This is a genomic window from Psychrobacter proteolyticus (assembly GCF_038155145.1).
Classification (GTDB): Bacteria; Pseudomonadota; Gammaproteobacteria; order Pseudomonadales; family Moraxellaceae; genus Psychrobacter; species Psychrobacter proteolyticus_B.
Genome location: NZ_JBAKAY010000003.1, coordinates 74,028 through 98,946, shown reverse-complemented (window position 1 = coordinate 98,946; position 24,919 = coordinate 74,028). Strand labels below are relative to the sequence as shown.

The following is a 24,919-nucleotide window of genomic DNA, read 5'->3' as shown; positions in this document are numbered from 1 at the left end:
TCAGTTAAAAGCGATTAAAACTCAACCATCAAGATAAAAAGATAAGTTCAGATAGGTAGTTTTTAGACTATATGAGCGTAAGATGTGGATTAATAAATACCAAAAGCTATTAGCGTCGTTTTTGTAGATGCTCAGCATTGGGCAGTACTTGTTTTTCACTCAAGTATTTCCAGTAACGCTGCGGGAGATATTGCTTATGCAGCTTAGGGTTTTTACGCTCTTTGATATTGACGTTGGTAAAGTAACCTTGCCAAAATTTCTGATAGCGCTGCTCATCAGGACTATGGATGCTGGCAGAATTGCGTAATACCGCATCATCGAGATCAGTGATGGTTTGCAGCTTTGCCGGACGTGATGGTGTGCTATTACTTTTATCGTAATAGATGCCATAGCCTCGAGTTAGATCATAGATCGCCCAGTGCTGATCCTGATAGCGCTGACGAAAGTGCTCTCCGATGAGTGGCAGTACATTAAAATCAGGCTCTACACGTGCAAAATAAATATCATCAGTTGTATGCTCAAAACGTACAAATGCCTCCATACGGTGTTTTTCGCGCCCAACTGATTTGACAGTCTGCACTAGTTCAAGCACGTCCAAATTACCCAAATCCTGCATGATCTGACGGCTAGGGTAGTCGATGGCGTATTTGACCACGCGAAACAATGTCGTGCCGATATCATCCTTTTCTGATAAAAAACCCCATAAGATATTTCGCATACCTGATCGACCTAATAAGGTATTTAATTTGACCAACACACGCTCGGCTCTATCCTCATCAGTTGCCACGCTAGTCGCCTGAGCGATGAGTGATGGCACATAGCAATCTTGAGCAGTTAGCTTTAGTGATATATCGTTTTGTAGACGATTGGCATAGACATAAAACACAGCACTCAGCCAACCTTCAAAGCTAGGCTCATACAGTACAATGCTAGGCGTCAATTGACCGACAGCGTAAGAGTCGTTTTGCATAAGTGCTGACATGTTTTATCCTACATTTCTATCATAAATACAGTAGTGTGATAGCAGGTTTTTTAACACATGCTATCTAGAGCCGTTCTAAAATAAAGCCAACTGCCCAGTACGCTGATCATTAAACTTGGTCTGCGTTTGAGCCAATACATACTGACGGAAATTATCGCGCGTTAAGTGAGCAAGGTGTTCGTTTTTGCCAGTGGTCGCGATGAAGTATTTAGCACGGTTGACCGCAGCGCCCATCTTTTTTAAATGGTATAGCGTCAATTGATTGAACTTACGTGCTTTGACGATTTTTTTAGCAGTCTTTGTACCGATACCTGGGATACGCACAATCATCTCATAAGTCGCTGTCTGGATATTGACTGGGAAATGCTCGCGATGGCGTATCGCCCAAGCAAGCTTTGGATCGCAGTCTAAATCTAAAAACGGTGACTCTGGCTCCACAATCTCATGCGCGCCAAAACCATAAAAACGCATTAACCAATCTGCTTGATACAGACGATTCTCCCGCACCATCGGCACAGGCGTTCCAATCGCAGGCAAACGATTGTCAGAGAGCATAGGTACATAACCTGAGTAATAGACCCGCTTGAGATCATACGTTTTGTAGAAGTGACTCGATAGTTGAATCACCTGCAAGTCAGTTTCGTTACTCGCACCAACGATCATTTGGCTGGTCTGACCTGCTGGCGTGAACTTAGGCGCTTTTTTATGAGTCTTACGGCTTTCACGAATAGTAATGATTTCTTCTTTTACCGTTTCCATCGGTGCTTTTAATTGGTCATGTGATTTCTCTGGCGCAAGCAAAGCCAATCCTGATTTGGTCGGAATCTCGATATTGACGCTCAAACGATCCGCATATAATCCTGCTTCTAGCAGCAGTTCTTTTGACGCACCTGGAATGGTCTTTAGGTGAATGTAACCATTAAAGCACTCACGCGTACGTAAAAGCTTAGCGACTTCGACCAGTCGCTCCATCGTATAGTCGCCACTTTTAAAGATACCAGAGCTAAGAAATAGCCCTTCGATATAATTACGGCGGTAAAACTGCATGGTCAAGTCGACAACTTCTTCGACACTAAACGCAGCACGCGGCGTGTCATTGCTCTTACGCGAGGTGCAATAAGCACAGTCGTAAATGCAGTGATTGGTCAAAAGAATCTTTAATAGGCTGACGCAGCGACCATCTTCGGTATAGCTGTGACAAATACCCGTTGCTGAGGCATCGCCTAGACCACCGCCTTGGTTTTTGCGAGTACCAGCGGAGGATGAGCAAGAGACATCATACTTGGCAGCATCAGCCAAAATATTGAGTTTTCCCTGTAATCTTTCATAATTGATGTTTGCCATAAGTCGCGTTTTACCAATTAATTGATGAAAGACTATTTTACCAAAATTATCGCTAAGTCATTGTATTTATAGGTGAAGTTAGAATGATATGCGACAACGGTTGTCGTCACAAAAATATGAATTTTTGGCTATGATTTGAATTTATATAAAGATTTTTTCAGCTAATAATCCAATGACCAATCCGCCAATAATACCTGCAATACCGAGTAGTAGGAGAGGAATGGCTAATATCGTGAATACCTGTGCTTGGCTTTTTTGAATCTCAATAGAGTAGTGGTTTAAATCAATATCTGCTAACGGTATAGCGCTTCCTATCATTGCTTGAAATCTTGAGGTACTTGAACCTGGTACTAGCTTTAATTCGTAATGACCCGCTTCCGCCTTAAAAGTAAAAAGCTCCATTCTTCCAGTATTGAGACTATTTGAGCGCGGAGAGAGTATCGAGCGATTAAGCTTAATTTCTTTGTTAGTAGCGGTATTGAGAATGTGTGGTTTAAAATAGGTCAGCGGCGTTTTTTCGAAAAGAGGGCCTTTGTGCCAGATTGCATAAACGCCTGGTTTTGAGACAGTGAAACTACCTGCATTATCGTTATATGGTAGCGTCAATAATATGACGACATTGAATGCATTGCTAAACAGTTTTATCGCTTTAAAGACAATAAATATGCCGATAAGAATAAGGATGAATAGAAGTATTCTAATGGACAGGATGCTCATTATTCATCTTCCTTAGTGATATAGACATACATAATAAAGTGGTATAGCCGATACAACTATAAGGCTCGTTTTTCGGATTAACAAACGTTTATTTATATCATAATAAGTTGGCTATTTTCCAAAAAAAAGGTCTTGCTGACTAGATAGCTAGTTCACAAGACCTTTTTTTGGAGAATAGCTGTCAAATAATAATGCGCGACAGTTTAATGTTTATTGAACCTTGGCACGTATGACCACGGTTTTGGCTGCATTAGCATCAAAGTTCACCAAGTTCCATTTCAGACCAGAGTAGTTTTCTTGGACAACCACCGTATTGCCAACTTGCTGAATGGTTTGATAGCTGTCTCCGCCAGTAGTGGCAAGCGTCGGCAGAGGACTATTCAACGAGACTAACTGGACGCCGCTTGGTAGTGAGATCATGGCGTTGATGTCATTGACCGGCTGTGCTGTGGTGTTGGTATACGTGGTGTGATACTCGATCACATCGCCAGGGGCAATATGGTTGGCAGGAACGGCAACTTCACGTCCATCAGCATTTTTTAGAATTTTCATGACTTTGGTGTTGGCATTGACCACGCCAGGCGTACTAAAGGTAGGAGTCAGTTGCAACGTATCCAAAGTTGTCGTCGTGGTCGTTATTTGATTGGTCACTGGCTGCTGCATAATCACTGGCGGGGTGACGTTGGTTGCGACAGGAAGTACTTGCGTCACGCTGCTGGCAGGCGTGGTAATCACATCTACTTTAGTGACTTTATTGGTAATAGAGTTAGTCACTGGTACGCTAGTAATGGTCGTCGTACCTTGGACAACAGGAGACTGACGCACGACATAGCGTGGCAAAGTGGTCACCTGAGTTACCGCGTATGGCATACCATCTTGCATAGTGATACCGTTTGGCGTAGCCGTAATCGTAGCAGTTTTACCATCAGAGTATTGCTCGACCACCGTGGTGCTACCGTTCGCAGAGGAGCTAATGGCAATCTCAGGGGCAGCATTGGCCGATGATGCGGCCAACAGGATACCTGCTAGCATTGCAGACATAGCTGAATTTTTTGCCATAGTCGTTTTAGCAGTTGATGCTTGAAAATCATTGTTCATAATCATAAAAGACTCCTCAAAAATAATAGTAAGTAATACAACAATAGATAATGCTTAGATAAACAAAACCCCCGCTAAATGACACCGAAAAATATGCCAAATAACGAGGGTAGTAGTGCTGATATTAGCCTATGTATGCGATCAGACCATCATTATTTTTAGTAAGCGCGCAGCAGTGTTAACTTGCATAGAAGTTATTCAATCTTAACTGTTTCTTACTGAATAGACTTAATACTAAAGCTGTTGTGCACTCAAACTCAAATAATTATGCGCCAAAACAAATCATGGATAAAAGCAGCATTGTGTAACCGAAATGGTATAAATGCTATTTATGTGTAGTAAGGCTTTCATCTATGGAATGGCATAACTAAGTCGCTAGTCACAATCATTGTCATCGAAGCTGCTATCTAAAAGTCATTTCTCAAACTGTCTACAATTGAGAACATCAAATTTATAAATTAGAATGCAGTGTAGCTATTAGTCATATATAACTTTCATGACTTCATATTCAACGACGCCCTTTGGCGTTTCGATGCGCACTTCGTCGCCTTCGAATTTACCAATCAAACCACGAGCGATTGGTGAGTTGACTGAGATTTTACCAGCTTTAAAGTCAGCTTCATCGTCGCCAACGATTTTGTACTGTTTCTCTTCTTCGGTGTCCATGTTTTCAATCACGACGCTGACGCCAAATACGATACGGCCTTCTTTTGGCAGTGTCGAAGGATCGATGACTTGAGCGCCGCCAAGTTTGGCTTCGATATCACGAATACGTGCTTCACAAAAACCTTGTTGCTCACGGGCAGCATGGTATTCAGCATTTTCTTTCAAATCGCCGTGTTCGCGTGCTTCAGCAATCGATGCTGTGATACGTGGACGGTCGACACTTTTTAGCTGTTTTAATTCGGCTTCTAAAGCCGCGTGTCCTTGCGGAGTCATTGGGTAACGTTGCATGTTTTTTCCTTAAACCAATAACACCACACCACCTCATAATGAGATGGTGTCAGTGTTGTTGCAATGGATATAAAATATAAAAGAGTGATAATTAAGACGATGTAATGAATAAGTTGGCTATCATTTATGAGTGTATCTCACCTCAATTCAAGCATAGGCGCACTTAAGCTTACGTAATAAAAAGCATAGTCGCAATTTAGCCACTATGCTTTTTAGGTCTATCACGGTAAAGGTATCGTTCCTCAAGCATGGTTGGCTATATTTAAAGCAAACAACGATACTTGAGTGAGCTTTTAGGCAAGCCTAACGGTTATGCTTAATCTACTGAAATTATTCAGCCACGTCAATAGACTTTGCTTGCTCATGCAAATCTTGTAACTTATAGACATCAAACGGTAAGTCAATCGCGTAAGATTTGCAGACGGCATCAGCGGCACCTAACGTGGTGACGTAGAATACTTTGCCCTGTAGCGCACTGCGGCGAATAGAGAACGAATCCTCTTGAGCTTGCTTACCTTCAGTGGTATTGATGATAAGGTCGATTTTGCCGTTTTTCAAGGCATCAACGATATGCGGGCGACCTTCAGTGACCTTGTTGATTTGTTGACTTTCGATACCAGCGTCGCTCAGTACTTTTTGCGTGCCAGTGGTCGAGACAATCTTAAAGCCAAAGTCTGCAAGCTGACGAGCAATCGGAGCAATTTGGGCTTTATCACTGTCACGAACTGAGATAAAGACCGTTTTTGTCTCGCCTTCAGTCGGTAGACCTGGCAGACGCTCGTTACTACCGATAATGGCCTTGTAGAATGCTTCGCCAAAGGTTTTGCCCACGCCCATAACTTCGCCCGTTGATTTCATCTCAGGACTCAAGATTGGGTCAACACCTGGGAACTTAGCGAATGGGAAGACCGCTTCTTTGACCGCATAGAATGCAGGGACAATTTCAGTGGTAAAGCCTTGGTCTTTAAGCGAAGTACCAGCCATACAGCGAGCAGCAACCTGTGCTAACGAAGTACCGATACACTTAGAAACAAATGGTACTGTACGTGCAGCACGTGGGTTCACTTCTAGGATATATACGGTTTCGCCTTTTACTGCGAACTGTACGTTCATCAGACCAATAACGCCTAGCTCTTTTGCCATAGCGACCGTCTGTGCTCGCATCACGTCACATAGCTCTTTAGACAGTGAGTATGGCGGCAGTGAGCATGCTGAGTCACCTGAGTGGACGCCAGCCTGTTCAATATGTTGCATGATACCGCCGATGACGACATCAGTACCATCACAGACACAGTCTACGTCAACTTCGATAGCATCATCTAAGAAGCGATCTAGCAGGACAGGTGCCTCGTTCGATGCTTGTACCGCAGTACGTAGGTAATGTCTTAGCTCGTCTTCGTTGTAGACGATTTCCATCGCGCGGCCACCTAATACATAAGATGGACGTACAACCAATGGATAGCCTACGTCTTTTGCTTTAACCAAGCCGTCTTCTAAGCTGGTTGCTAGTGCGTTTGATGGCTGTACTAGGTTTAGCTGCTGAATCATGTGCTGGAAGCGTTCACGATCTTCGGCACGGTCAATTGCATCTGGGCTAGTACCGATGATTTTAACGCCTGCTGACTCTAGTGCACGAGCAAGTTTCAATGGTGTTTGTCCACCGAACTGGACGATCACGCCATCAGGGTTTTCGATACGAACAATCTCTAGCACGTCTTCTAACGTGATTGGCTCAAAGTATAGACGGTCAGAAGTGTCATAATCGGTGGAAACCGTTTCAGGGTTACAGTTGACCATGATGGTTTCGTAACCATCTTCACGCATGGCAAGCGCTGCATGCACACAGCAGTAATCAAACTCAATACCTTGGCCGATACGGTTAGGACCACCGCCGATAACCATGATTTTCTTTTTGTCTGTTGGGTTCGCTTCACATTCGCTATCGTATGTCGAGTACATATAGGCCGTGCTAGTAGCAAACTCTGCTGCACAGGTATCGACACGCTTATAGACTGGATAGACGTTTAGATCCCAACGCTTTTTGCGAAGTTGCTTTTGTGAAATACCAAGCAGTTTAGCCAAACGCAAATCTGACAAACCTTTACGTTTAAAGCTACGTAGATTTTTCTCGTTCAATCCGCCAAAACCAAGTGATTTTACGGTAGCTTCTGTTTTAACGATGTCTTCTATCTGTACCAAAAACCATGGGTCAATCTTGGTAAAGTTAAACACTTCATCGACACTCATACCGACGCGGAATGCATCAGCAACGTAGTAAATACGCTCAGGTGTTGGAATGGTTAGGCGGTTGATGATCTCGCTACGTGCTTTTTCGGCGCTTACTTTTGATAAGTCAATTTGCTCATCAAAACCATCCGCACCTGTTTCCATACCGCGCAGTGCTTTTTGCATAGACTCTTGGAAGTTACGACCAATCGCCATCACTTCACCGACCGATTTCATCTGAGTCGATAGGATGTTGTCTGCTTGTGGGAATTTTTCAAAGTTAAAACGAGGTATCTTAGTCACGACATAATCAAGCGCAGGCTCAAAGCTGGCTGGCGTTTTGCCACCAGTGATGTCATTTTGTAATTCGTCTAGCGTGTAACCAATGGCCAGTTTTGCTGCGATTTTGGCAATCGGGAAGCCAGTGGCTTTTGAGGCTAGGGCAGACGAGCGTGATACGCGTGGGTTCATCTCGATGACGACCATACGACCAGTATCAGGGTTGATACCGAACTGGACGTTTGAGCCGCCTGTTTCAACACCGATCTCACGCAGTACTGCTAATGATGCATTACGCATGATTTGGTATTCTTTGTCGGTCAAGGTTTGTGCTGGCGCGACGGTGATTGAGTCGCCTGTATGCACACCCATTGGGTCAAAGTTTTCGATGGCACAGATGATGATGCAGTTGTCGTTTTTGTCACGAACAACTTCCATCTCGTATTCTTTCCAACCAATCAATGACTCATCGATAAGCAGTTGATGGTTTGGAGACAAGTCAAAACCGCGCTCGCAGATTTCAATGAACTCATCGCGGTTATAAGCGATACCGCCGCCTGAACCACCCATCGTGAATGATGGACGAATGATACATGGATAGCCCATTTTTTCTTGAGTCGCAAAGGCCTCTTCCATGGTTTCAGCCGTTTCAGCGCGAGGGCACTCAAGGCCAATACGCTTCATGGCTTTATCAAACAAGTTGCGGTCTTCTGCCATCTCGATTGAGTCTTTGGTCGCGCCAATCAATTCACAGTTATACTTGGTCAATACACCGTGCTTGTCCAGCTCTAGCGCACAGTTTAGAGCTGTCTGTCCGCCCATCGTTGGCAAGATTGCATCTGGACGTTCTTTGGCAATGATTTGCTCAACGGTTTGCCAAGTAATCGGCTCGATATAGGTCGCGTCAGCCATGACAGGGTCAGTCATGATGGTCGCAGGGTTTGAGTTGACCAAGATGACGCGGTAGCCTTCTTCTTTTAGTGCTTTACACGCCTGTGCGCCTGAATAGTCAAACTCACATGCTTGGCCGATGACGATAGGGCCTGCGCCAATGATAAGAATGCTTTTTATGTCGGTACGTTTTGGCATAGTTAGAGCTACCTTCGTTTGGGTGATAATTTGAGTAATCTTTATTTTTGATAACGCTCAAGGCGTTTTATGCTTGCAGTGCTTTATTTAGTGCCGCTTGAACTGCTATGGACAATTCAAGCGTTTACTTATTATGTAGTTATAATCAACCGTTTACGCTTGGGCAGTTTTAGACGCTTCCATCATATCTGCAAACTTATCAAACAATGGCGCGCAGTCATGTGGACCAGGGCTGGCTTCTGGGTGACCTTGGAAGCTAAAGACTGGCTTATCGGTCAGCTCGATACCTTGGTTGGTACCATCGAATAATGAACGATGGGTAGACTTAACGTTGTCAGGTAGCGTGTCTTCATCAACCGCAAAGCCATGGTTCTGACTGGTAATCATAACCGTACCGGTCGCTAAGTCTTGTACTGGATGGTTGGCACCATGATGGCCAGTTTTCATCTTGATAGTATTTGCACCGCTAGCCAGACCAATCAGCTGATGGCCTAAGCAGATGCCAAACGTTGGCACGTCAGTTTGCTCAATGATGTGGCGTACCGCATCGATAGCGTAATCACAAGCTGCAGGGTCACCAGGGCCGTTTGATAAGAAAATTCCATCTGGATTCATCGCTAGCACATCAGCGATAGGGGTCTGTGCTGGTACAACCGTCACGTGACAACCGCGGTCGACGAGCATGCGTAAGATGTTGGTTTTGCTACCGAAGTCATAAGCGACGACGTTGTATTTAGAATTGATGTGAGTGCCGAGTTGCTTAAAGAAGCCGCCAGTACCGCTATCATGACTGCCAGGGATATCACGGTTGAGTAGGGTGTCTGATAAATCCCAGGTACCTGCTGTCCACTCGAAGTTCTCTTTAGTGCAGCATTCTTTTGCCAAGTCCATGCCTTTTAGACCTGCAAAGCCTTTTGCTAACTCAATCGCTTTTTGCTCATCGTCGCTACTGATCGTCTCGCCGTTTGAGGCAGTCATGATACAGCCGTTCTGTGCACCTTTATCACGTAATAGACGTGTTAGCTGACGCGTATCAATTTCAGCGATAGCTACGGTTTCGTTACGCTGTAAATAGTCGCTAAGTGACTCTGAGTTGCGGAAGTTAGAAGTTGCCATGGTGGCATCACGGATGATAAGACCGTCTGCCCATACTTTGTGGCCATTGCCAGATTCTGTGTCCTCGCTATTGGTGCCTGTATTACCGATGTGAGGGTAAGTCAAAGTCACCAGCTGGCGGGCATAACTTGGATCGGTTAGGATTTCTTGATACCCTGTCATGGCTGTGTTAAATACCACTTCACCAATACGATGACCTAGGCTGCCGATACTGACACCGCGAAAGATTGTACCGTCTGCTAGTGCCAAAATTGCTTGTATTTCTGCCGATGAATTCAAGGATTGCCTCCGCTGTTATTGGTGAGTGCCATCATGTTTTGTTGGTCTAAAACTGCTCCGTATCCTTTTATTTACGGCATTTGACTGTTGTCATATAAAAGTAAAAAAAGGGCGATACACAAAAATTTTCCACAAAAAAGCGAGAAGACATTATTGATGAAAACTACAAAACCCACTAGATAGTGAATAGGTAACTTGCATCATGTCCGCTCGCTTAGGCACAGATTTTGCGTATTATATACAAAATAGACGGTTATAGCTAGCCGATTTACTGGATTAATAGTCATTTCATAGCTAATAATAAGGACTTTATAAAGATATTGACTTTATAAAATAGCCTAAGCAGACACTGACTCCTTTCTCTTTTATCAAAATCAACATCTAGCGTGTATTAATAGCGCTGGATTTTCGCAGTTGGCTTTGCCACAATGGACAGCGAAGCGCTAGACCAAATTTTTATGATCGTTTGTTATAACAATAATGAAGATGACAAGGAGTCGTTATGATTTATCAGTATTTAGACAAAACCCCAGAGTTTGCCGCACCATTTAACGGTTGGGTAGCAGATTCAGCGCAAGTGATGGGCGATGTATATTTAGGCCATCAAGCCAATATTTGGTTCGGTGCAGTGATTCGCGGTGACAACGATCGTATCCATATCGGTGACTATAGTAATGTGCAAGAAAACAGTGTGATTCATACTGATGCAGGTATTGAGGTGAAAATCGGTAATTACGTGACTATCGGTCATCTGGCTATGCTACATGGCTGTGAAGTCGGTGATAACAGCCTAATAGGTATTGGCGCTGTGGTACTTAACAATGTCAAAATCGGTAAAAACTGTCTGATAGGGGCGAAAGCCTTGATTACTGAAGGTCAGGTTATTCCTGATAACTCGCTAGTGATGGGCGCGCCTGCAAAAGTAGTCAAGACGCTGACAGATGAGCAAGCAGCGATGCTAAAAATGTCAGCGCTACATTATGCTGAGCGTTGCCAGAAATTTAAAACAGGCTTAACAGAAATAGCAATGCCTGACTAAAAGCAAATAGTCTAAGCAATTCTAAAGGGATAGATAACAAGGTATAAGCTTATTTCATTTACATACTATTTATGTGACGTGATCATCCTTAGTAGATAACCGTACCCAATTTTACTAAACGATTCATATTTTTTCGCAACCAACGATAAGGTCTCACCATGCAGGCAAATCAAGCACAAAAACAACAAAAACAACAAAAACAACTGGCATTATTTGATTTAGATCATACATTACTTGATGTCGATAGCGATTATCTCTGGGGCGAGTATATCGTAAAGCATGACCTTGTCGATGAAGCGCAGTACCGCACTGCCAATCAGAAATTCTATAATGACTATATCGAAGGCACGCTAGACGCGACAGAGTACAATGAATTCGTCGCGCAGTTTTTAAGCAGTCTGCCGCTTGATAGACTGGATGAGCTAAGAGAAGACTATATCAAAAGCGAAATCGAGCCACATATTCGCCCAAAAGCAATGGAAGCATTGTGCCAGCACATTGAGCAAGGGCACGATGTGGTGATTATTTCCGCGACCAATGATTTTGTGGTATCCGCCATTGCCAAGCGATTTGGTATTGAAGCTGCCAATGTATTGGCGACGCCGCTAGAGATCAAAGACAATCGCTATACAGGTAAGCTAATTGACAGACCAAACTTCCAAGCGGGCAAAATATACCATTTGGATAAATGGCTGAATAAACAGCAAGCCTCTGGCATCACGTTTGAAAAAACATACGCGTATTCAGATTCCAAAAATGATATTCCGTTACTTGAATGGGCTGACGTAGCTGTTTGCGTATCACCTGATGATGCGTTACATGCGCATGCTTTGGCACATCGCTGGGCAGTAGAAGATTGGTCGATCTAGATTATTTAATCTAGTAATAGTAGCAACATTATCAATAGTGATAATTAGCGAACCATTTAGTATCAATCTCATTTAAAATAGCGCCACATGCGTTATTTATTTTATTAGAAAAACAGGAATATTTATGGAAATCAATCCGTATCAAGAGCAAATCAAAGACTTATCAGAGCGTGGGCAGGATTTGCGGAGGTATCTTTGACTTCGATGGTAAGCAAGAACGCTTAGAAGAAGTCAATTTAGAGTTAGAAAACCCTGAGCTATGGAACGATCCAGAGCGCGCGACCAAAATTAATAAAGAAAAAAGTCACCTTGACGGTGTCATTGATGTGGTGGTCTCTCTTGAAACCACACTAGAAGACGCGTCTGCCATGCTAGAGTTGGCAGTCGAAGCAGAAGATGAGTCATTGCTAGCTGACGTGCAGAGCGAGCTAGATAGTGCTGAGAAACGTGTTGCTGATTTAGAATTCCGCCGAATGTTTAGCGGTGAGATGGATCCAAATAACTGCTACTTGGATATTCAGTCAGGCAGTGGCGGTACTGAAGCGCAAGATTGGGCAGAGATGCTACTACGCATGTACACGCGCTGGGCAGAAGCTCATGGCTTCAAAGTAGATGTGATTGAAGTGTCATCTGGTAGCGTAGCTGGTATTAAGTCGGCAACCATCGAGATTAAAGGCGATTATGCGTTTGGTTGGTTACGTACCGAAATTGGCGTTCACCGTTTGGTACGTAAGTCACCATTTGATAGTAATAATGGTCGTCATACGTCGTTTGCTGCGGTGTTTGTCTCGCCTGAGATTGACGACAACGTCGAGATTGATATCAATCCAGCGGATTTGCGTATCGATACCTATCGTTCATCTGGGGCGGGTGGTCAGCACGTAAACACGACAGATTCTGCGGTACGTATTACCCATGAGCCATCGGGCGTAGTGGTGACCTGTCAGAATGAGCGTAGTCAACATGGTAACAAAGCCACGGCGATGAAGATGCTACGTGCTAAGCTTTATGAGCTAGAGATGCAAAAACGTATGGAATCACAGCAAGCGGTCGAAGACGGTAAGTCTGATGTTGGCTGGGGCAGTCAAATTCGCTCATACGTGCTTGATGACTCTCGTATCAAGGATTTGCGTACGGGTGTTGAAACCTTTAACACCGGTGCGGTGCTAGATGGTGACCTCGATCAGTTTATTGAAGCGAGTCTAAAAGCAGGATTGTAAAAGGCCGTTTTAAATAAGCAGCCGTTTTAAAATAGTAACCAATATTTAATTAAGGAAAATTATGCCAAGCGTTAATAATTATTTTGATGACAAAGTGACTTCTATCGCCTTTCAGACGGCGACCAAGCCTGCGACTGTCGGCGTCATGGAAATTGGTGAATATGAGTTTGGTACCAGTGAATTCGAAACCATGAGTGTGGTGAGCGGTGCATTGACTGTTAAGCTGCCAGAGAGTGATGAGTGGCAAACGTTTAACGCTGGTGAGCAGTTTACCGTTGAGGCCAATCAAAAATTTCAAGTAAAAGTTGATGTCGAAACGGCTTATTTATGTATATACGGCAAATAACGACTTCTAAGTTATAGCAGTATCAAAACGAAAAACGCCAAGTATTTTATGCTTGGCGTTTTTTGTGCGTCATATTTCAAATGAATTGTAAGCTATTATCCTGAAAACTATGTTTTACACAGGATTACACTTTGTCTGTGCCAAATAAACAGCAAAAACTACCGTCATTAATTATGCTAAAACCATGAATTCTTAAAGGTATATAGGTTTATGACAAAGGCAAAATTACAGACTAGCCAGCAGACAATGACCAAAGACGTGCGTCATGATTACGAGCATCTCGCACGCCGCGCTAATTTGCGTTATGTGAGTGACGACGAACCAGGCTACGAGCGTAGACGTTGGGGTCGCGGCTTTACTTATCGTGATGCAACGGGCAACACCGTCAAAGACAAAGCATTGCGTCAGCGTTTTGATGCATTGGTGATACCGCCCATGTGGTCAGAGGTCTGGATATGTCAAGATGAAAGAGGCCATCTGCAATCAACAGGCCGAGACGAAAAATCGCGCAAACAGTATCTGTATCATCCCTCATGGAACAACATCCGTGACCAAGCAAAGTTTGATGCGATGATAGGATTTGCAGAGGCGCTGCCCAATCTACGCGCGCAGGTGGAGATAGATTTGGAAGCAGAGTCATTGTCACGCACCAATGTGCTTGCTGCCGTTGTTAAATTGCTAGAAACAACATTGATTCGTATTGGTAATAGCCGCTACGCCAAGCAAAATAAAAGCTATGGTCTGAGTACGCTACGCAGCAAGCATGTCAGTGAAACCGACAATGGACTGGCATTTGATTTCGTCGGAAAAAGTGCAAAAGAGCATCATATCGAGCTGCAAGATGAACGTTTAATAGATATCGTGCAAGCCTGTTCTGAGCTGCCAGGCTATCAGATATTCAAATATCTAGATGACGACGGACATAAGCAAGTCGTCGACAGTAGCGATATCAATGATTACTTACGGATGCATACGTGCGGCATGGACTGCGAAAGCAAGCTGTACAGCGCAAAAGATTTTCGTACATGGATGGCAAGTGTGCTCGCAGCAAGCTACCTATATGACGAACTACAAACGACTGCAGGCGCTAACATACTAGCCAGTGCGCCAGAAAGTGCTGAGCGACAGCAATTAGTTACTGATATGGTAAAAAGTGTGGCAGCAGAGCTAGGCAACACACCAACCGTCTGCCGTGCCTCTTATATTCATCCCATTGTCATTGAGCGTTTTTTGGCAGGGCAGTTCTTTGAGATTTACAAACAAGCACGCCGTGGTCGAACCAAAAAATACCAAAGTTGTGAAGAAAAAGCATTGTTAGGGTTTTTAAGAGCTGATGTTTAAGTGTGAGGTTGTAGATAATAATATTGAGGTGTTAATTCTTTAATAGGAAATTGAAAATATGTGGCAGTACTTTGGCTATTGATTGTAGGTGTCTTCGCGGACTTATAGCGAATTAATGATAATTAGTTATAGATTACCTCTATTTCTATAAAATAAAAATGATACGTTATGTATTGAAATAAACGTAAAAATGCGTTACTAATAGAGCATGATAAATACAAACCTATGAAACGGTCTATAGGATGTGGCCGTTTTTCAATCATAAATGCCATTTTACCAGTTACCTGCTATTGCTAAAGGATTAGCTTATGAACACTGCCTCTCAAACTCCGACGAATATAGATACAGATACTACCATCACGCCAAAAAACTATACCGATTACTATAATAATTTTGATATGGATACACTGCTGTCAGAAATATTTGGCGAGCACATAGATGATCGTTTAAATGCTTATATGGCTTGCTGTGGTCGCCATGTACGCGATGGCCGCGCTGACAATGCTGCGCTAGTACACGAAGACACGGCAGGCAACATAACACGCATGAGTTTTGGTGAGCTTGATAAAGCGAGTGCTCAAATCGCTAACTTGCTACAGTCGTATGGGGTAAAAGCGGGAGATAAGGTAGCGACCATGCTACCGCGCACGCCTGAGCTACTTACTGTTGTATTGGCAACATGGCGTATCGGAGCCGTATATCAGCCGCTATTTACTGCTTTTGGCTATGATTCAATCAAGTATCGGATGGATAAAGCCGACACCAAAGTCGTTTTTACTAACTTAGAAAATCGCAGCAAGTTTGAAGATTTGGCTGAGCAAACCAAAATGGTATTGGTCGGCAGTATGGAAGATGCCCAGACATGGGGTGACGATCACTATGGCCAGTCTATGGCAGCCCAATCGCAAACGATGGAACCAGTATTGCTCGATACGGATGCACCATTTTTGCAAATGTTTACCTCTGGTACGGTTGGTAAATCAAAAGGGGTCAGCGTTCCATTGGCTGCATTACCTGCTTTTTACCTATATATGCGTTATGCCATCGATCTACGCGAAGATGATCAGTATTGGAACATGGCCGATCCTGGCTGGGCATATGGCTTGTACTATGCCATCACAGGGCCTTTGCTACTGGGCATCACCACTTATTTTAATGAAGCAGGATTCGACGCGACCAATACCCGTGACTTTATGGTACGTCATAAGATTACCAATTTAGCCTCTTCACCAACTGCATTTCGAATGATGAAATCTAGTGGCGTGTTTGATAGTGTTAATGAAGGCGCTCATAACGATACTAATGCTAAGCTGTCTTTACGCTGTGCCAACTCGGCAGGAGAGACGCTGAATACCGAAGTGGTCAACTGGGTTGAAACCTATCTGGCGTGCCAAGTCAAAGACCAATATGGGCAAACAGAGACTGGCATGACTTGCTGTGCACATCATGCACTGGCACATGATTGTCCTGTTGGTTCGATGGGTATGGCGCTCCCAGGTCATACGCTAGTCGTATTAGATGATGATATGAATGTACTGCCCGATGGTGAGCAAGGGCAACTGGCAGTCGTCGTCAGTCAGTCACCTGCGTTCTATTTCCGTGGTTATAGCTGGAATGAAAAACAAGCCTTTGTAGATGATTACTATCTGACAGGCGACGTAGTCGAGCGTCATAGTGATGGTAGTTACTGGTTCTCAGGCCGTGATGATGACATCATTATTACCGCAGGTTACCGTGTAGGGCCTACTGATGTCGAAAACACTGTATTAGAGCATGAAGCAGTAGCAGAATCTGCGGCGGTAGGCGTGCCAGATGAAGTGCGCGGTCATACCATCAAGTCTTATGTGGTGCTAAAAGATGGCATCGAAGGCAGTGAGCAAATCGCCAAAGAAATCCAAGAGCTGGTACGTAAACGTCTATCCACTCATGCTTATCCACGTGAGGTCGAGTTTGTGACAGAACTGCCGAAAACGCCAAGTGGCAAGATTCAACGTTTTTTGCTGCGTAGTCTGTCTGCTGCATAAATGAGTTGGTAAAGCGTCTATAAATTTAATAGAAAAATATCTAATAAGAAGCAAAAATTTAAAGGAATAATCATGCAAGTTAAAGAAAACAGCTTTTTAGTCACAGGCGGGGCATCAGGATTAGGTGAGTCAGTGGCTCGGGCGATTGTAGGTCAAGGTGGCAACGTCGTCATCGCTGATCTGAATGAATCTGCTGGGCAAGCATTGGTCGCTGAGTTAGGTGATAGTGCGCGCTTTGTACGCTGTGATATCACTAACGGTGATGAAGTACAATCAGCGGTTGAGATGGCAGAGTCAGCTTTCGGTGGCCTACAAGGTTCAATCAATTGTGCGGGTGTTGTAGTGGTACAAAAACTGCTAGATCGTGATAATAATCCGGCAGACCTTGAGGCATTTAGCCGCGGAGTCAATATCAATCTGGTCGGTTCATTTAACGTCGCCCGTTTGGTCGCTGCTAGCATTGCTAAACGTATAGCGAATGATAGCAATGCAGGCGACCATGTAGAGAAGAACATAGATCAAGGTATTATTATTAATACAGCCTCTATCGCCGCCTTTGACGGACAAGTAGGTCAAGCCAGCTATTCTTCGTCCAAGGCAGGCGTGGTTGGTCTAACCTTGCCACTTGCTCGCGAGCTGGCACGTCATGGTATTCGTGTTATGACCATCGCACCAGGTGTCTTTGCTACGCCGATGATGGACAGTATTCCTGAAAAGGCACGCGAGCAGCTAGAAGCAGGTGTGCCATATCCTAAACGTTTAGGCGCTCCCAATGAATTTGCCAAATTGGTCACTCACATCATCGATAATGCTTATCTAAATGGTGAAGTTATTCGCTTAGATGGTGCTATTCGTATGGTGTAGCAGTCTAGTGAGTGATTCATCACTTTTGCACAAAACGTATCTACAGAATCTGGCATAGTGCTTTGATACATATGATTAATGACAAAAAATTAATTATGGGAATCAAAGTCTATGCCATTTTTTTATAAAAAACATTATTCATCAAATGAGCAGCGTACGCCTTGGCTGCCTATCATCCTTGGTCTTAGTCTTGCTGCCATTGTCAGCACCAGCGCTATTGCTTATGTCAAAAGCACCTCAAAACCTAAGAATCCCATTCCTCCTTCTACAGTCATTGATAAAGTCTTTGTCGACAAATCAGACCGTATCTTAAAACTGATGAGCAATAGTAAAGTTATTAGGTCGTATCGTATTGCGCTAGGGGGCAATCCAACAGGTCATAAGCAACAAGAAGGCGACCAGCGTACGCCAGTTGGGGTTTATACCTTAGATTATAAAAACGAGAACTCTATTGCCCATCGCTCTATCCATATTAGCTACCCCAATGATGAGGACAAGGCGCGAGCGCAGTCATTAGGGGTTAATCCGGGTGGTAATATCATGATTCATGGGCAAATGAATGGCTTTGGATATTTGGCATTGTTTAATCAACGACGTGATTGGACAGACGGTTGTATCGCGGTTACCAATGACGAGATGGATGAAATTATGGCAGCGGTGACACTTGGTATTCCTATCGAAATCGTGGAGTAGAATAGTCGGATTGTTATCTAATTTATACTAAGTAGGTGCATTATTTATTACCTTATTCAATGGAAATTTATTTTTAATTTTCATTGATAAAATGGCATAACTTATCTACTAACTACATTTAACTGATATTAATAGCTAATTTAAATATTATTAATAATCAATATCATTGTTTTAAGTAAGGTTTTATTTAGCAATCGTCTTGAAATAGATGTATATATACCTTATATAAGTGACAGATAACAGTAGGCACTAGACTAAGATAATCCTTAGAGGTGCTACTGAAAATACCAATTATAAAAGGATATAGACATGAGATTTGAGAAGTTTACTCAAAAATTGCAGTCCGCCATTCAAGAAGCACAAAGCCTAGCGTTAGGTCGCGATCATACAGGTATCGATCCTGTGCATTTGCTTGCCGTGTTGTTACAAGATGAGTCTAATTTATCGATATGCCAACAAGCAGGTGCTTCTATTCCAGCGCTAAAAAATGGCGTTGCTAAAGCTCTAGATAACCAGGCGACCATTTCGGAGCCGACAGGTGACGTTAACCTAAACCCAAACTCGGTCAAAATCTTGAATTTGGCAGATCGTCAGGCTCAAAAAGAAGGCGATGATTTTATCGCAACAGAGTGGGTGATGTTGGCACTCGCTGAGCAAGGCGAAACCAAAAAGATATTTGAAAGTGCTGGCGTAACGGCAAGCAAGTTAAAAGTGGTGATTGAGCAATTGCGCGGTGATGATACGGTGAATAACCAAAACGCAGAAGATCAGCGTGATGCGCTCAATAAGTACACGATCAACCTGACTGAACAAGCAGAACTTGGCAAGCTAGACCCAGTGATTGGCCGTGACGAAGAGATCCGCCGTACTATTCAGGTGCTATCACGCCGTACTAAAAATAATCCTGTACTCATCGGTGAGCCGGGCGTTGGTAAAACGGCTATCGTCGAAGGTTTGGCACAAAAAATTATCAATGGTGACGTACCAGAAGGGCTACGCCGTAAAGAAGTGTTGTCATTGGATTTAGGTGCGCTTATTGCGGGAGCGAAATTTCGCGGTGAGTTCGAAGAGCGCCTCAAAAGCGTATTGAGCGACTTGGCCAAGCAAGAAGGCAATGTCATCCTATTCATCGATGAGCTGCATACAATGGTTGGTGCGGGTAAATCTGAAGGTGCAATGGATGCGGGTAATATGCTAAAACCTGCATTGGCACGCGGTGAACTGCATTGTGTCGGAGCGACGACGCTTGATGAATACCGCAAGTACATCGAAAAAGATGCCGCACTTGAGCGTCGTTTCCAAAAAGTGCTGGTCGATGAGCCAACGGTCGAAGATACCATTGCGATATTACGGGGTCTAAAAGAGCGTTACGAGCTGCATCACGGCGTCGATATTCAAGACAGTGCCATTATCGCTGCTGCGCGCATGAGTCACCGCTATATCACCGATCGTAAGCTACCAGATAAGGCAATTGATTTAATTGATGAAGCGGCCAGTCGTCTGCGGATGGAGATGGACAGTAAGCCTGAATCATTAGGTAAGCTTGATAGCCGTTTGATTCAGCTGAAAATGCAGCGTGAAGTACTCAAAAATGAAGAAGATGCTGGCGCGCAAGCCGAGCGTAAAGTGCTCGATGCCCAAATAGCAGAATTGGAAAAAGAGTATGCTGATCTCAATGAGGTTTGGCAGGCAGAGAAGGCACTGGTCAAAGGCAGTCAACAGCTAAAAGACGAGCTAGATAAAGCCCGTATCGCCTATGACAAAGCCAGCCGCGAAGGCGATTATGAGACAATGAGTAAGCTGCAATACGAAACCATTCCACAGTTAGAACGTCGTATTCATGAGTCTGATTTGGCTGAGCAAAAAGAGCAGACAGGTGAAGGTAGCGGTGTCAAATTGCTACGTAATAAAGTCACCGACAATGAAATCGCCGAAGTGGTGGCAGCCGCGACTGGTATTCCAGTCAGCAAAATGATGCAAGGCGAGCGTGACAAGATGATCGCAATGGAAGAAAAGCTCCATGAGCGTGTCATTGGTCAAAACGAAGCAGTCGAATCGGTGGCCAATGCGGTACGTCGTAGCCGTGCAGGCTTGTCTGATCCCAATCGTCCTTCTGGTTCGTTCTTATTTCTGGGACCTACTGGTGTTGGTAAGACCGAGCTGACCAAATCACTAGCAAACTTCTTGTTTGACTCTGAAGATGCGATTGTACGTATCGACATGAGTGAGTATATGGAAAAACATAGTGTCAGCCGCCTAGTTGGCGCGCCTCCAGGCTATGTCGGTTATGAAGAAGGCGGTACATTGACAGAAGCGGTACGCCATAAGCCATATAGTGTCATATTGTTCGATGAAGTAGAGAAGGCGCATCCTGATGTGTTCAATATCTTATTGCAAGTATTGGATGATGGTCGCTTAACCGATTCGCAAGGTCGGGTGGTAGATTTCAAAAATACCGTGATCATCATGACCAGTAACTTGGGTTCGCATAAGATTCAAGAAATGGTTGGCGAAAGCTACGAGGATATCAAAGCAGAAGTAATGGATTCTGTTGGGCAGCATTTCCGTCCAGAGTTCGTCAACCGTATTGACGAAATCGTAGTTTTCCATCCGCTTGGTATGTCGCAGATGGCAGGTATTGCGGATATTCAACTGGATCGATTACGTCAGCGTATCCAAGAGCGTGAGATGGATATTGAGCTGTCAGCCGACGCGATGAATAAATTGGTTGCCGTAGGTTATGACCCTGTTTATGGCGCTCGTCCTTTGAAGCGTGCCATTCAACAAGAGATTGAAAACCCATTATCATTGAAGCTATTAGCAGGTGACTTTGTCGCTGGTGATATTATCAAAGTCGATGTAGGTGCCGACGACAAGCTAACTTTTGATAAGCTTAGAATGAGCTAATCGTATTGGCTTTGACGTCTTTATAACCCAACTGTATGTTTAAAATAAACCCCTTATCTACAATTGTAGGTAAGGGGTTTTTATTTATAAGGAGCATTTTACGTTACTGTTTTTTTACCATTTTAATATCTCTGAAGTCTCAGGACTATGCTATAACTAAATCAAAGACTAATAGTATCAATATCAACTGAACGGAGAAACAGAACGATGACAGCCCATATTGAACGTATAAATATACCTTTAACCTCGCCACTAATCATTGCAGCATTGCTGTTTAGCACCGCTGCGTGCTCCAACCCTTCAGCAGTAAGTCCTAGCAATAACAAAAGCACTGCAACAGAGTCTAAAGAGGTTTCCACTTCAGATAGCAATGCTCAAACCGCCACACAAACCACCATACAAAAAGAGACTAGCAAGCCTGACTTTACCACCAAAGCAATCGCTACCTTTGATGAGCCTTGGGCTATGGCAGCGTTACCCATTGCAGATAACGAAGCACCAAAATTACTGGTGACACAAAAAACAGGTGAGCTATTTATCGTAGATACCGCGACGGGTAATAAGTCCAAAATCGAAGGCGTTCCTACAGTCGCTTACGGTGGTCAAGGTGGCTTAGGAGATATTATTGTGGCTCCAGATTTTGCGACGTCCAATACCGTCTATCTTAGCTACGCGGAAGCAGGGGCAGGAGCTGATAGCAATAAATTTGGTGCCAAAGTGATCAAGGCGACACTCTCAGGATTAGAGACAGCCACACCTACGTTGCAAGATATCACGCCTATCTGGCAACAGTCTCCGAAAGTCACAGGGCAGGGACATTATAGTCATCGCCTGCTGTTTTCACCCGATGGACGCTATTTATATATCAGCTCAGGCGAGCGTCAAGACAAAGACCCAGCACAAGACATGAGTGGTAATTTGGGTAAGATAATACGGTTAAGTCCTGATGGTAATACCCCGACAGACAATCCGTTTACTGATAATGAGTTGGCCAAACAGTTTTGGACCATCGGACATCGCAATGTGCTTGGTATGGCATTTGACGATAGCGGACAGCTTTGGGCGCACGAGATGGGACCAAAGGGCGGGGATGAATTTAATATTATTGAGAAGGGTAATAATTATGGCTGGCCAGTGGTATCTAATGGACGCAATTATTCAGGTTTAGATATTCCTGATCATGATACAAAGCCAGATTTTGCGGCACCCAAAATTACTTGGACACCTGTCATATCACCATCTGCTATGAGCATCTATGCGGCTGGTACTCATAATGACTTTCCTAGCTGGCAGGGCAATGCACTTATCAGTGGCTTATCGTCTAAAGCGCTTATCGTAGTGGGCATAAGTGAAGGCAATACCGCGGCTGAGCGTTACCGTTATGACATGGGAGAGCGTGTACGCAGTGTGCTAGCAGTAGACGGGCAAGTGTGGACACTTGAAGACGGTAATGATGCACAATTACTCAGATTATTGCCCAAATAACATCGAAACAATATTGAAAGAACATTGAAACAACTTCGAATTAACATCGAATTAAGGACGTATTTACCTGCCTGTATATTTAATTATTTTAATAAAACTATTCAAATCTTTTAGAATAAATTAATAGTTTTATCAAGTTTTATTTTGTAATAGATTGATAGTTAAGACCTATTTTGTTAAGGTAACGTTCCTTGAAATTTGAGACTTGCACATGGAAGAAGTAAAAGTAGGCAGATTAGGACCTTTTCCGCGGGTAAGTAAACCTGTGTTTATTACATCATCACTGCTGATTGTTGGCTTTATTATTTTCGGTGCGTTTTTCACCGAAACAGCAGGGGCTGTTTTTAGTTTTTTACAAAATTTTATTACCGATAAGTTTGGTTGGCTATTCATTATTCTAGTTAATACCGCGCTCGCGCTTTGTATTTACTTGGCAATGAGTCGCTATGGTGACATTCGACTAGGTAACCAAACAGAGCGACCGCAGTACAATCTGTTCTCTTGGATTGGCATGCTATTCTCTGCAGGTATTGGTATTGGTCTGGTTTATTGGGGTACAGCCGAGCCGCTGTATCACTTTATGGCACCACCAATGGGCGATGCCGAGACAGTAGAAGCCGCCAAGCAAGCAATGAATATCTCATTTATGCATTGGGGTCTACATGCTTGGGCGATTTATACGATTGTAGCGCTATCTTTAGCGTATTTCCATTTCCGTCGCGGCCTACCACTATCGATTCGATCTACTTTGTATCCTTTACTTGGTAAAAAGATCTATGGTCGTTGGGGACACACGGTCGATATCTTAGCTGTGTTTGGTACGATGTTTGGTGTGGTTACCTCACTCGGGCTTGGGGTTATGCAGATCAACTCTGGACTCGAAAAGCTGTTTGGTACGCCTAACAGTCTTACCGTACAGTTTGGCTTGATCGCTTTCATTACAGCGCTAGCGGCAGCTTCAGTCTTGATGGGTTTGGATAAAGGTATTAAGCGTTTAAGTGATATCAATATTGGTTTCACTATCGTCTTATTAGCGTTTATGGTCATCTTAGGACCAACGCTATTTATCTTTGATAGTTTTATCGAAAACATCGGCAACTATCTGACTGTGATTGTACCTTTAGGTACATGGGGTGAGTCTTATAGCGGTACAGATTGGCAAAGTAGCTGGACGATATTTTATTGGGCATGGTGGGTTAGCTGGGCACCATTCGTTGGTATCTTTATCGCTCGTATCTCTCGTGGCCGTACTATTCGTGAGTTTACGCTTGGTGTACTACTGATTCCAATGCTGATTTTGTTCTTCTGGTTTACCACCTTTGGCGGCGTTGCTGTTCATATGGAACTTGCTTCTGCTGTGTCAGGTGTTAGCCCAGGATTGGTTGAAGCAGTACAAGCGGATTCTGGTAGTGCGATCTTTAAGTTGGTTGAGTACTACCCATTGGCAAAACCGATTACGCTACTGATTGTCGTCATGATTATGCTATGGTTTGTGACCTCGTCAGATTCTGCTAGCTTTGTCATCGATATGTTGACTGCTGGTGGCGATACCAACCCACCGAAAATCCAGCGCTTATTTTGGGCAACGACAGAAGGTGTTATCGCTGCTATCTTGCTAGCGGCTGGTGGACTGTCTGCTCTGCAGGCGGCAGCTATCGTAGCAGGACTACCGTTTGCCTTAGTAGTCTTTGTCATGATGTATGCGCTACTGCGTGGTTTGAGTCGTGATCGTCTGATTCTATACAGAGCGCAGCAAGGCTTTATTACGGATGAATCAGCAGACCATAACTCAGCGAATGAGTTCGTCGATGAGCATCTACTAAAAGGGCCGCCTAAGATTGTTAAAGGTGACTAAGAAGTAGATAGCATTAAGACAGCTACTTAAGCTTTTAATAGAAGAAGCCCCAATTTATTTTTAAATTGGGGCTTTTTATTGGGTAAAGATATTTAAATTTATTCAGGAAAAATTCAGATTGTTGAAATATTATTGCTGCAATGTTACTACGATTTCTATACATTCGGCAGTATTTACATGGTGTTATATTTA

18 protein-coding genes are annotated in these 24,919 nt (G+C 43.7%); 11 read left to right on the top strand and 7 right to left on the bottom strand.

The window, feature by feature from the left end; translation table 11 throughout:
• Nucleotides 1–109: 109 nt before the first annotated feature.
• The 7 genes from V6252_RS04760 to carA all read right to left on the bottom strand — a co-directional run bounded on the left by V6252_RS04760 (nucleotide 110) and on the right by carA (nucleotide 10,084).
• Nucleotides 110–982, bottom strand: a complete 873-nt coding sequence (locus V6252_RS04760) for a TIGR03915 family putative DNA repair protein (protein ID WP_341609531.1) — start codon at nucleotides 980–982, stop codon at nucleotides 110–112.
• A gap of 75 nt (nucleotides 983–1,057) precedes the next feature.
• A complete protein-coding gene (locus V6252_RS04755; protein WP_341609529.1) occupies nucleotides 1,058–2,326 on the bottom strand; it encodes a putative DNA modification/repair radical SAM protein in 1,269 nt (422 codons plus the stop codon).
• 141 nt (nucleotides 2,327–2,467) lie between these two features.
• Entirely contained in the window at nucleotides 2,468–3,043 is a 576-nt protein-coding gene (locus V6252_RS04750) for a hypothetical protein (RefSeq protein ID WP_341609528.1), read from the bottom strand.
• Nucleotides 3,044–3,253: 210 nt separating this feature from the next.
• Nucleotides 3,254–4,147 carry a hypothetical protein gene (locus tag V6252_RS04745; protein WP_341609527.1) on the bottom strand — a complete coding sequence of 298 codons (894 nt, stop codon included), beginning with the start codon at nucleotides 4,145–4,147 and terminating at the stop codon, nucleotides 3,254–3,256.
• Between the two features lie 471 nt (nucleotides 4,148–4,618).
• A complete protein-coding gene (greA, locus tag V6252_RS04740) occupies nucleotides 4,619–5,095 on the bottom strand; it encodes a transcription elongation factor GreA (RefSeq protein ID WP_057760725.1) in 477 nt (158 codons plus the stop codon).
• Nucleotides 5,096–5,425: 330 nt separating this feature from the next.
• On the bottom strand, nucleotides 5,426–8,689 hold the full coding sequence (gene carB, locus V6252_RS04735) for a carbamoyl-phosphate synthase large subunit (protein WP_102091162.1): 3,264 nt from the start codon (nucleotides 8,687–8,689) through the stop codon (nucleotides 5,426–5,428).
• A gap of 153 nt (nucleotides 8,690–8,842) precedes the next feature.
• Complete coding sequence (carA, locus tag V6252_RS04730; RefSeq protein ID WP_341609523.1) at nucleotides 8,843–10,084, bottom strand: glutamine-hydrolyzing carbamoyl-phosphate synthase small subunit; 1,242 nt, start codon at nucleotides 10,082–10,084, stop codon at nucleotides 8,843–8,845.
• 502 nt (nucleotides 10,085–10,586) lie between these two features.
• Between carA and V6252_RS04725 the strand changes: the two genes are divergently transcribed.
• The 11 genes from V6252_RS04725 to V6252_RS04675 all read left to right on the top strand — a co-directional run bounded on the left by V6252_RS04725 (nucleotide 10,587) and on the right by V6252_RS04675 (nucleotide 24,727).
• Nucleotides 10,587–11,123, top strand: coding sequence for a gamma carbonic anhydrase family protein (locus tag V6252_RS04725; RefSeq protein ID WP_102091164.1), 537 nt, complete (start codon nucleotides 10,587–10,589; stop codon nucleotides 11,121–11,123).
• A gap of 158 nt (nucleotides 11,124–11,281) precedes the next feature.
• Entirely contained in the window at nucleotides 11,282–11,992 is a 711-nt protein-coding gene (locus tag V6252_RS04720) for an HAD family hydrolase (RefSeq protein ID WP_341609521.1), read from the top strand.
• Nucleotides 11,993–12,116: 124 nt separating this feature from the next.
• Nucleotides 12,117–13,212, top strand: a protein-coding gene (prfB, locus tag V6252_RS04715; protein ID WP_102078362.1) for a peptide chain release factor 2 whose coding sequence is annotated in 2 segments (ribosomal slippage) — nucleotides 12,117–12,188 and nucleotides 12,190–13,212 — 1,095 coding nt in all. Because the reading frame shifts where the segments join, the coding sequence is not laid out codon by codon here.
• A gap of 61 nt (nucleotides 13,213–13,273) precedes the next feature.
• Nucleotides 13,274–13,558 carry a pyrimidine/purine nucleoside phosphorylase gene (locus V6252_RS04710; protein ID WP_341609520.1) on the top strand — a complete coding sequence of 95 codons (285 nt, stop codon included), beginning with the start codon at nucleotides 13,274–13,276 and terminating at the stop codon, nucleotides 13,556–13,558.
• 210 nt (nucleotides 13,559–13,768) lie between these two features.
• Entirely contained in the window at nucleotides 13,769–14,899 is a 1,131-nt protein-coding gene (locus tag V6252_RS04705; protein ID WP_341609519.1) for a DNA topoisomerase IB, read from the top strand.
• Nucleotides 14,900–15,207: 308 nt separating this feature from the next.
• Nucleotides 15,208–16,923: an AMP-binding protein gene (locus tag V6252_RS04700; RefSeq protein ID WP_341609518.1), complete on the top strand. Its 1,716-nt coding sequence runs from the start codon at nucleotides 15,208–15,210 to the stop codon at nucleotides 16,921–16,923.
• 72 nt (nucleotides 16,924–16,995) lie between these two features.
• Nucleotides 16,996–17,787: an SDR family NAD(P)-dependent oxidoreductase gene (locus V6252_RS04695; RefSeq protein WP_341609517.1), complete on the top strand. Its 792-nt coding sequence runs from the start codon at nucleotides 16,996–16,998 to the stop codon at nucleotides 17,785–17,787.
• A gap of 111 nt (nucleotides 17,788–17,898) precedes the next feature.
• On the top strand, nucleotides 17,899–18,480 hold the full coding sequence (locus tag V6252_RS04690; protein ID WP_341609515.1) for a L,D-transpeptidase family protein: 582 nt from the start codon (nucleotides 17,899–17,901) through the stop codon (nucleotides 18,478–18,480).
• A 309-nt stretch (nucleotides 18,481–18,789) separates the two neighbouring features.
• Nucleotides 18,790–21,387 (top strand): ATP-dependent chaperone ClpB, encoded by a 2,598-nt coding sequence (clpB, locus tag V6252_RS04685; RefSeq protein WP_341609514.1) that lies wholly within the window; start codon nucleotides 18,790–18,792, stop codon nucleotides 21,385–21,387.
• Between the two features lie 207 nt (nucleotides 21,388–21,594).
• Nucleotides 21,595–22,872, top strand: coding sequence for a PQQ-dependent sugar dehydrogenase (locus V6252_RS04680; protein ID WP_341609513.1), 1,278 nt, complete (start codon nucleotides 21,595–21,597; stop codon nucleotides 22,870–22,872).
• 211 nt (nucleotides 22,873–23,083) lie between these two features.
• Complete coding sequence (locus V6252_RS04675) at nucleotides 23,084–24,727, top strand: BCCT family transporter (protein WP_191113839.1); 1,644 nt, start codon at nucleotides 23,084–23,086, stop codon at nucleotides 24,725–24,727.
• Nucleotides 24,728–24,919 lie beyond the last annotated feature (192 nt).

What these genes read in the sequence shown, in the direction of transcription:
- V6252_RS04760 (WP_341609531.1), bottom strand. Translation starts at nt 982, where the DNA reads ATGTCAGCACTTATGCAAAACGACTCTTACGCTGTCGGTCAATTGACG.
- carB (WP_102091162.1), bottom strand. Translation starts at nt 8,689, where the DNA reads ATGCCAAAACGTACCGACATAAAAAGCATTCTTATCATTGGCGCAGGC.
- V6252_RS04705 (WP_341609519.1), top strand. Translation starts at nt 13,769, where the DNA reads ATGACAAAGGCAAAATTACAGACTAGCCAGCAGACAATGACCAAAGAC.
- clpB (WP_341609514.1), top strand. Translation starts at nt 18,790, where the DNA reads ATGAGATTTGAGAAGTTTACTCAAAAATTGCAGTCCGCCATTCAAGAA.
- V6252_RS04720 (WP_341609521.1), top strand. Translation starts at nt 11,282, where the DNA reads ATGCAGGCAAATCAAGCACAAAAACAACAAAAACAACAAAAACAACTG.
- V6252_RS04680 (WP_341609513.1), top strand. Translation starts at nt 21,595, where the DNA reads ATGACAGCCCATATTGAACGTATAAATATACCTTTAACCTCGCCACTA.
- V6252_RS04725 (WP_102091164.1), top strand. Translation starts at nt 10,587, where the DNA reads ATGATTTATCAGTATTTAGACAAAACCCCAGAGTTTGCCGCACCATTT.
- V6252_RS04710 (WP_341609520.1), top strand. Translation starts at nt 13,274, where the DNA reads ATGCCAAGCGTTAATAATTATTTTGATGACAAAGTGACTTCTATCGCC.
- V6252_RS04755 (WP_341609529.1), bottom strand. Translation starts at nt 2,326, where the DNA reads ATGGCAAACATCAATTATGAAAGATTACAGGGAAAACTCAATATTTTG.
- V6252_RS04695 (WP_341609517.1), top strand. Translation starts at nt 16,996, where the DNA reads ATGCAAGTTAAAGAAAACAGCTTTTTAGTCACAGGCGGGGCATCAGGA.
- V6252_RS04675 (WP_191113839.1), top strand. Translation starts at nt 23,084, where the DNA reads ATGGAAGAAGTAAAAGTAGGCAGATTAGGACCTTTTCCGCGGGTAAGT.
- V6252_RS04750 (WP_341609528.1), bottom strand. Translation starts at nt 3,043, where the DNA reads ATGAGCATCCTGTCCATTAGAATACTTCTATTCATCCTTATTCTTATC.
- V6252_RS04700 (WP_341609518.1), top strand. Translation starts at nt 15,208, where the DNA reads ATGAACACTGCCTCTCAAACTCCGACGAATATAGATACAGATACTACC.
- V6252_RS04745 (WP_341609527.1), bottom strand. Translation starts at nt 4,147, where the DNA reads ATGATTATGAACAATGATTTTCAAGCATCAACTGCTAAAACGACTATG.
- V6252_RS04690 (WP_341609515.1), top strand. Translation starts at nt 17,899, where the DNA reads ATGCCATTTTTTTATAAAAAACATTATTCATCAAATGAGCAGCGTACG.
- greA (WP_057760725.1), bottom strand. Translation starts at nt 5,095, where the DNA reads ATGCAACGTTACCCAATGACTCCGCAAGGACACGCGGCTTTAGAAGCC.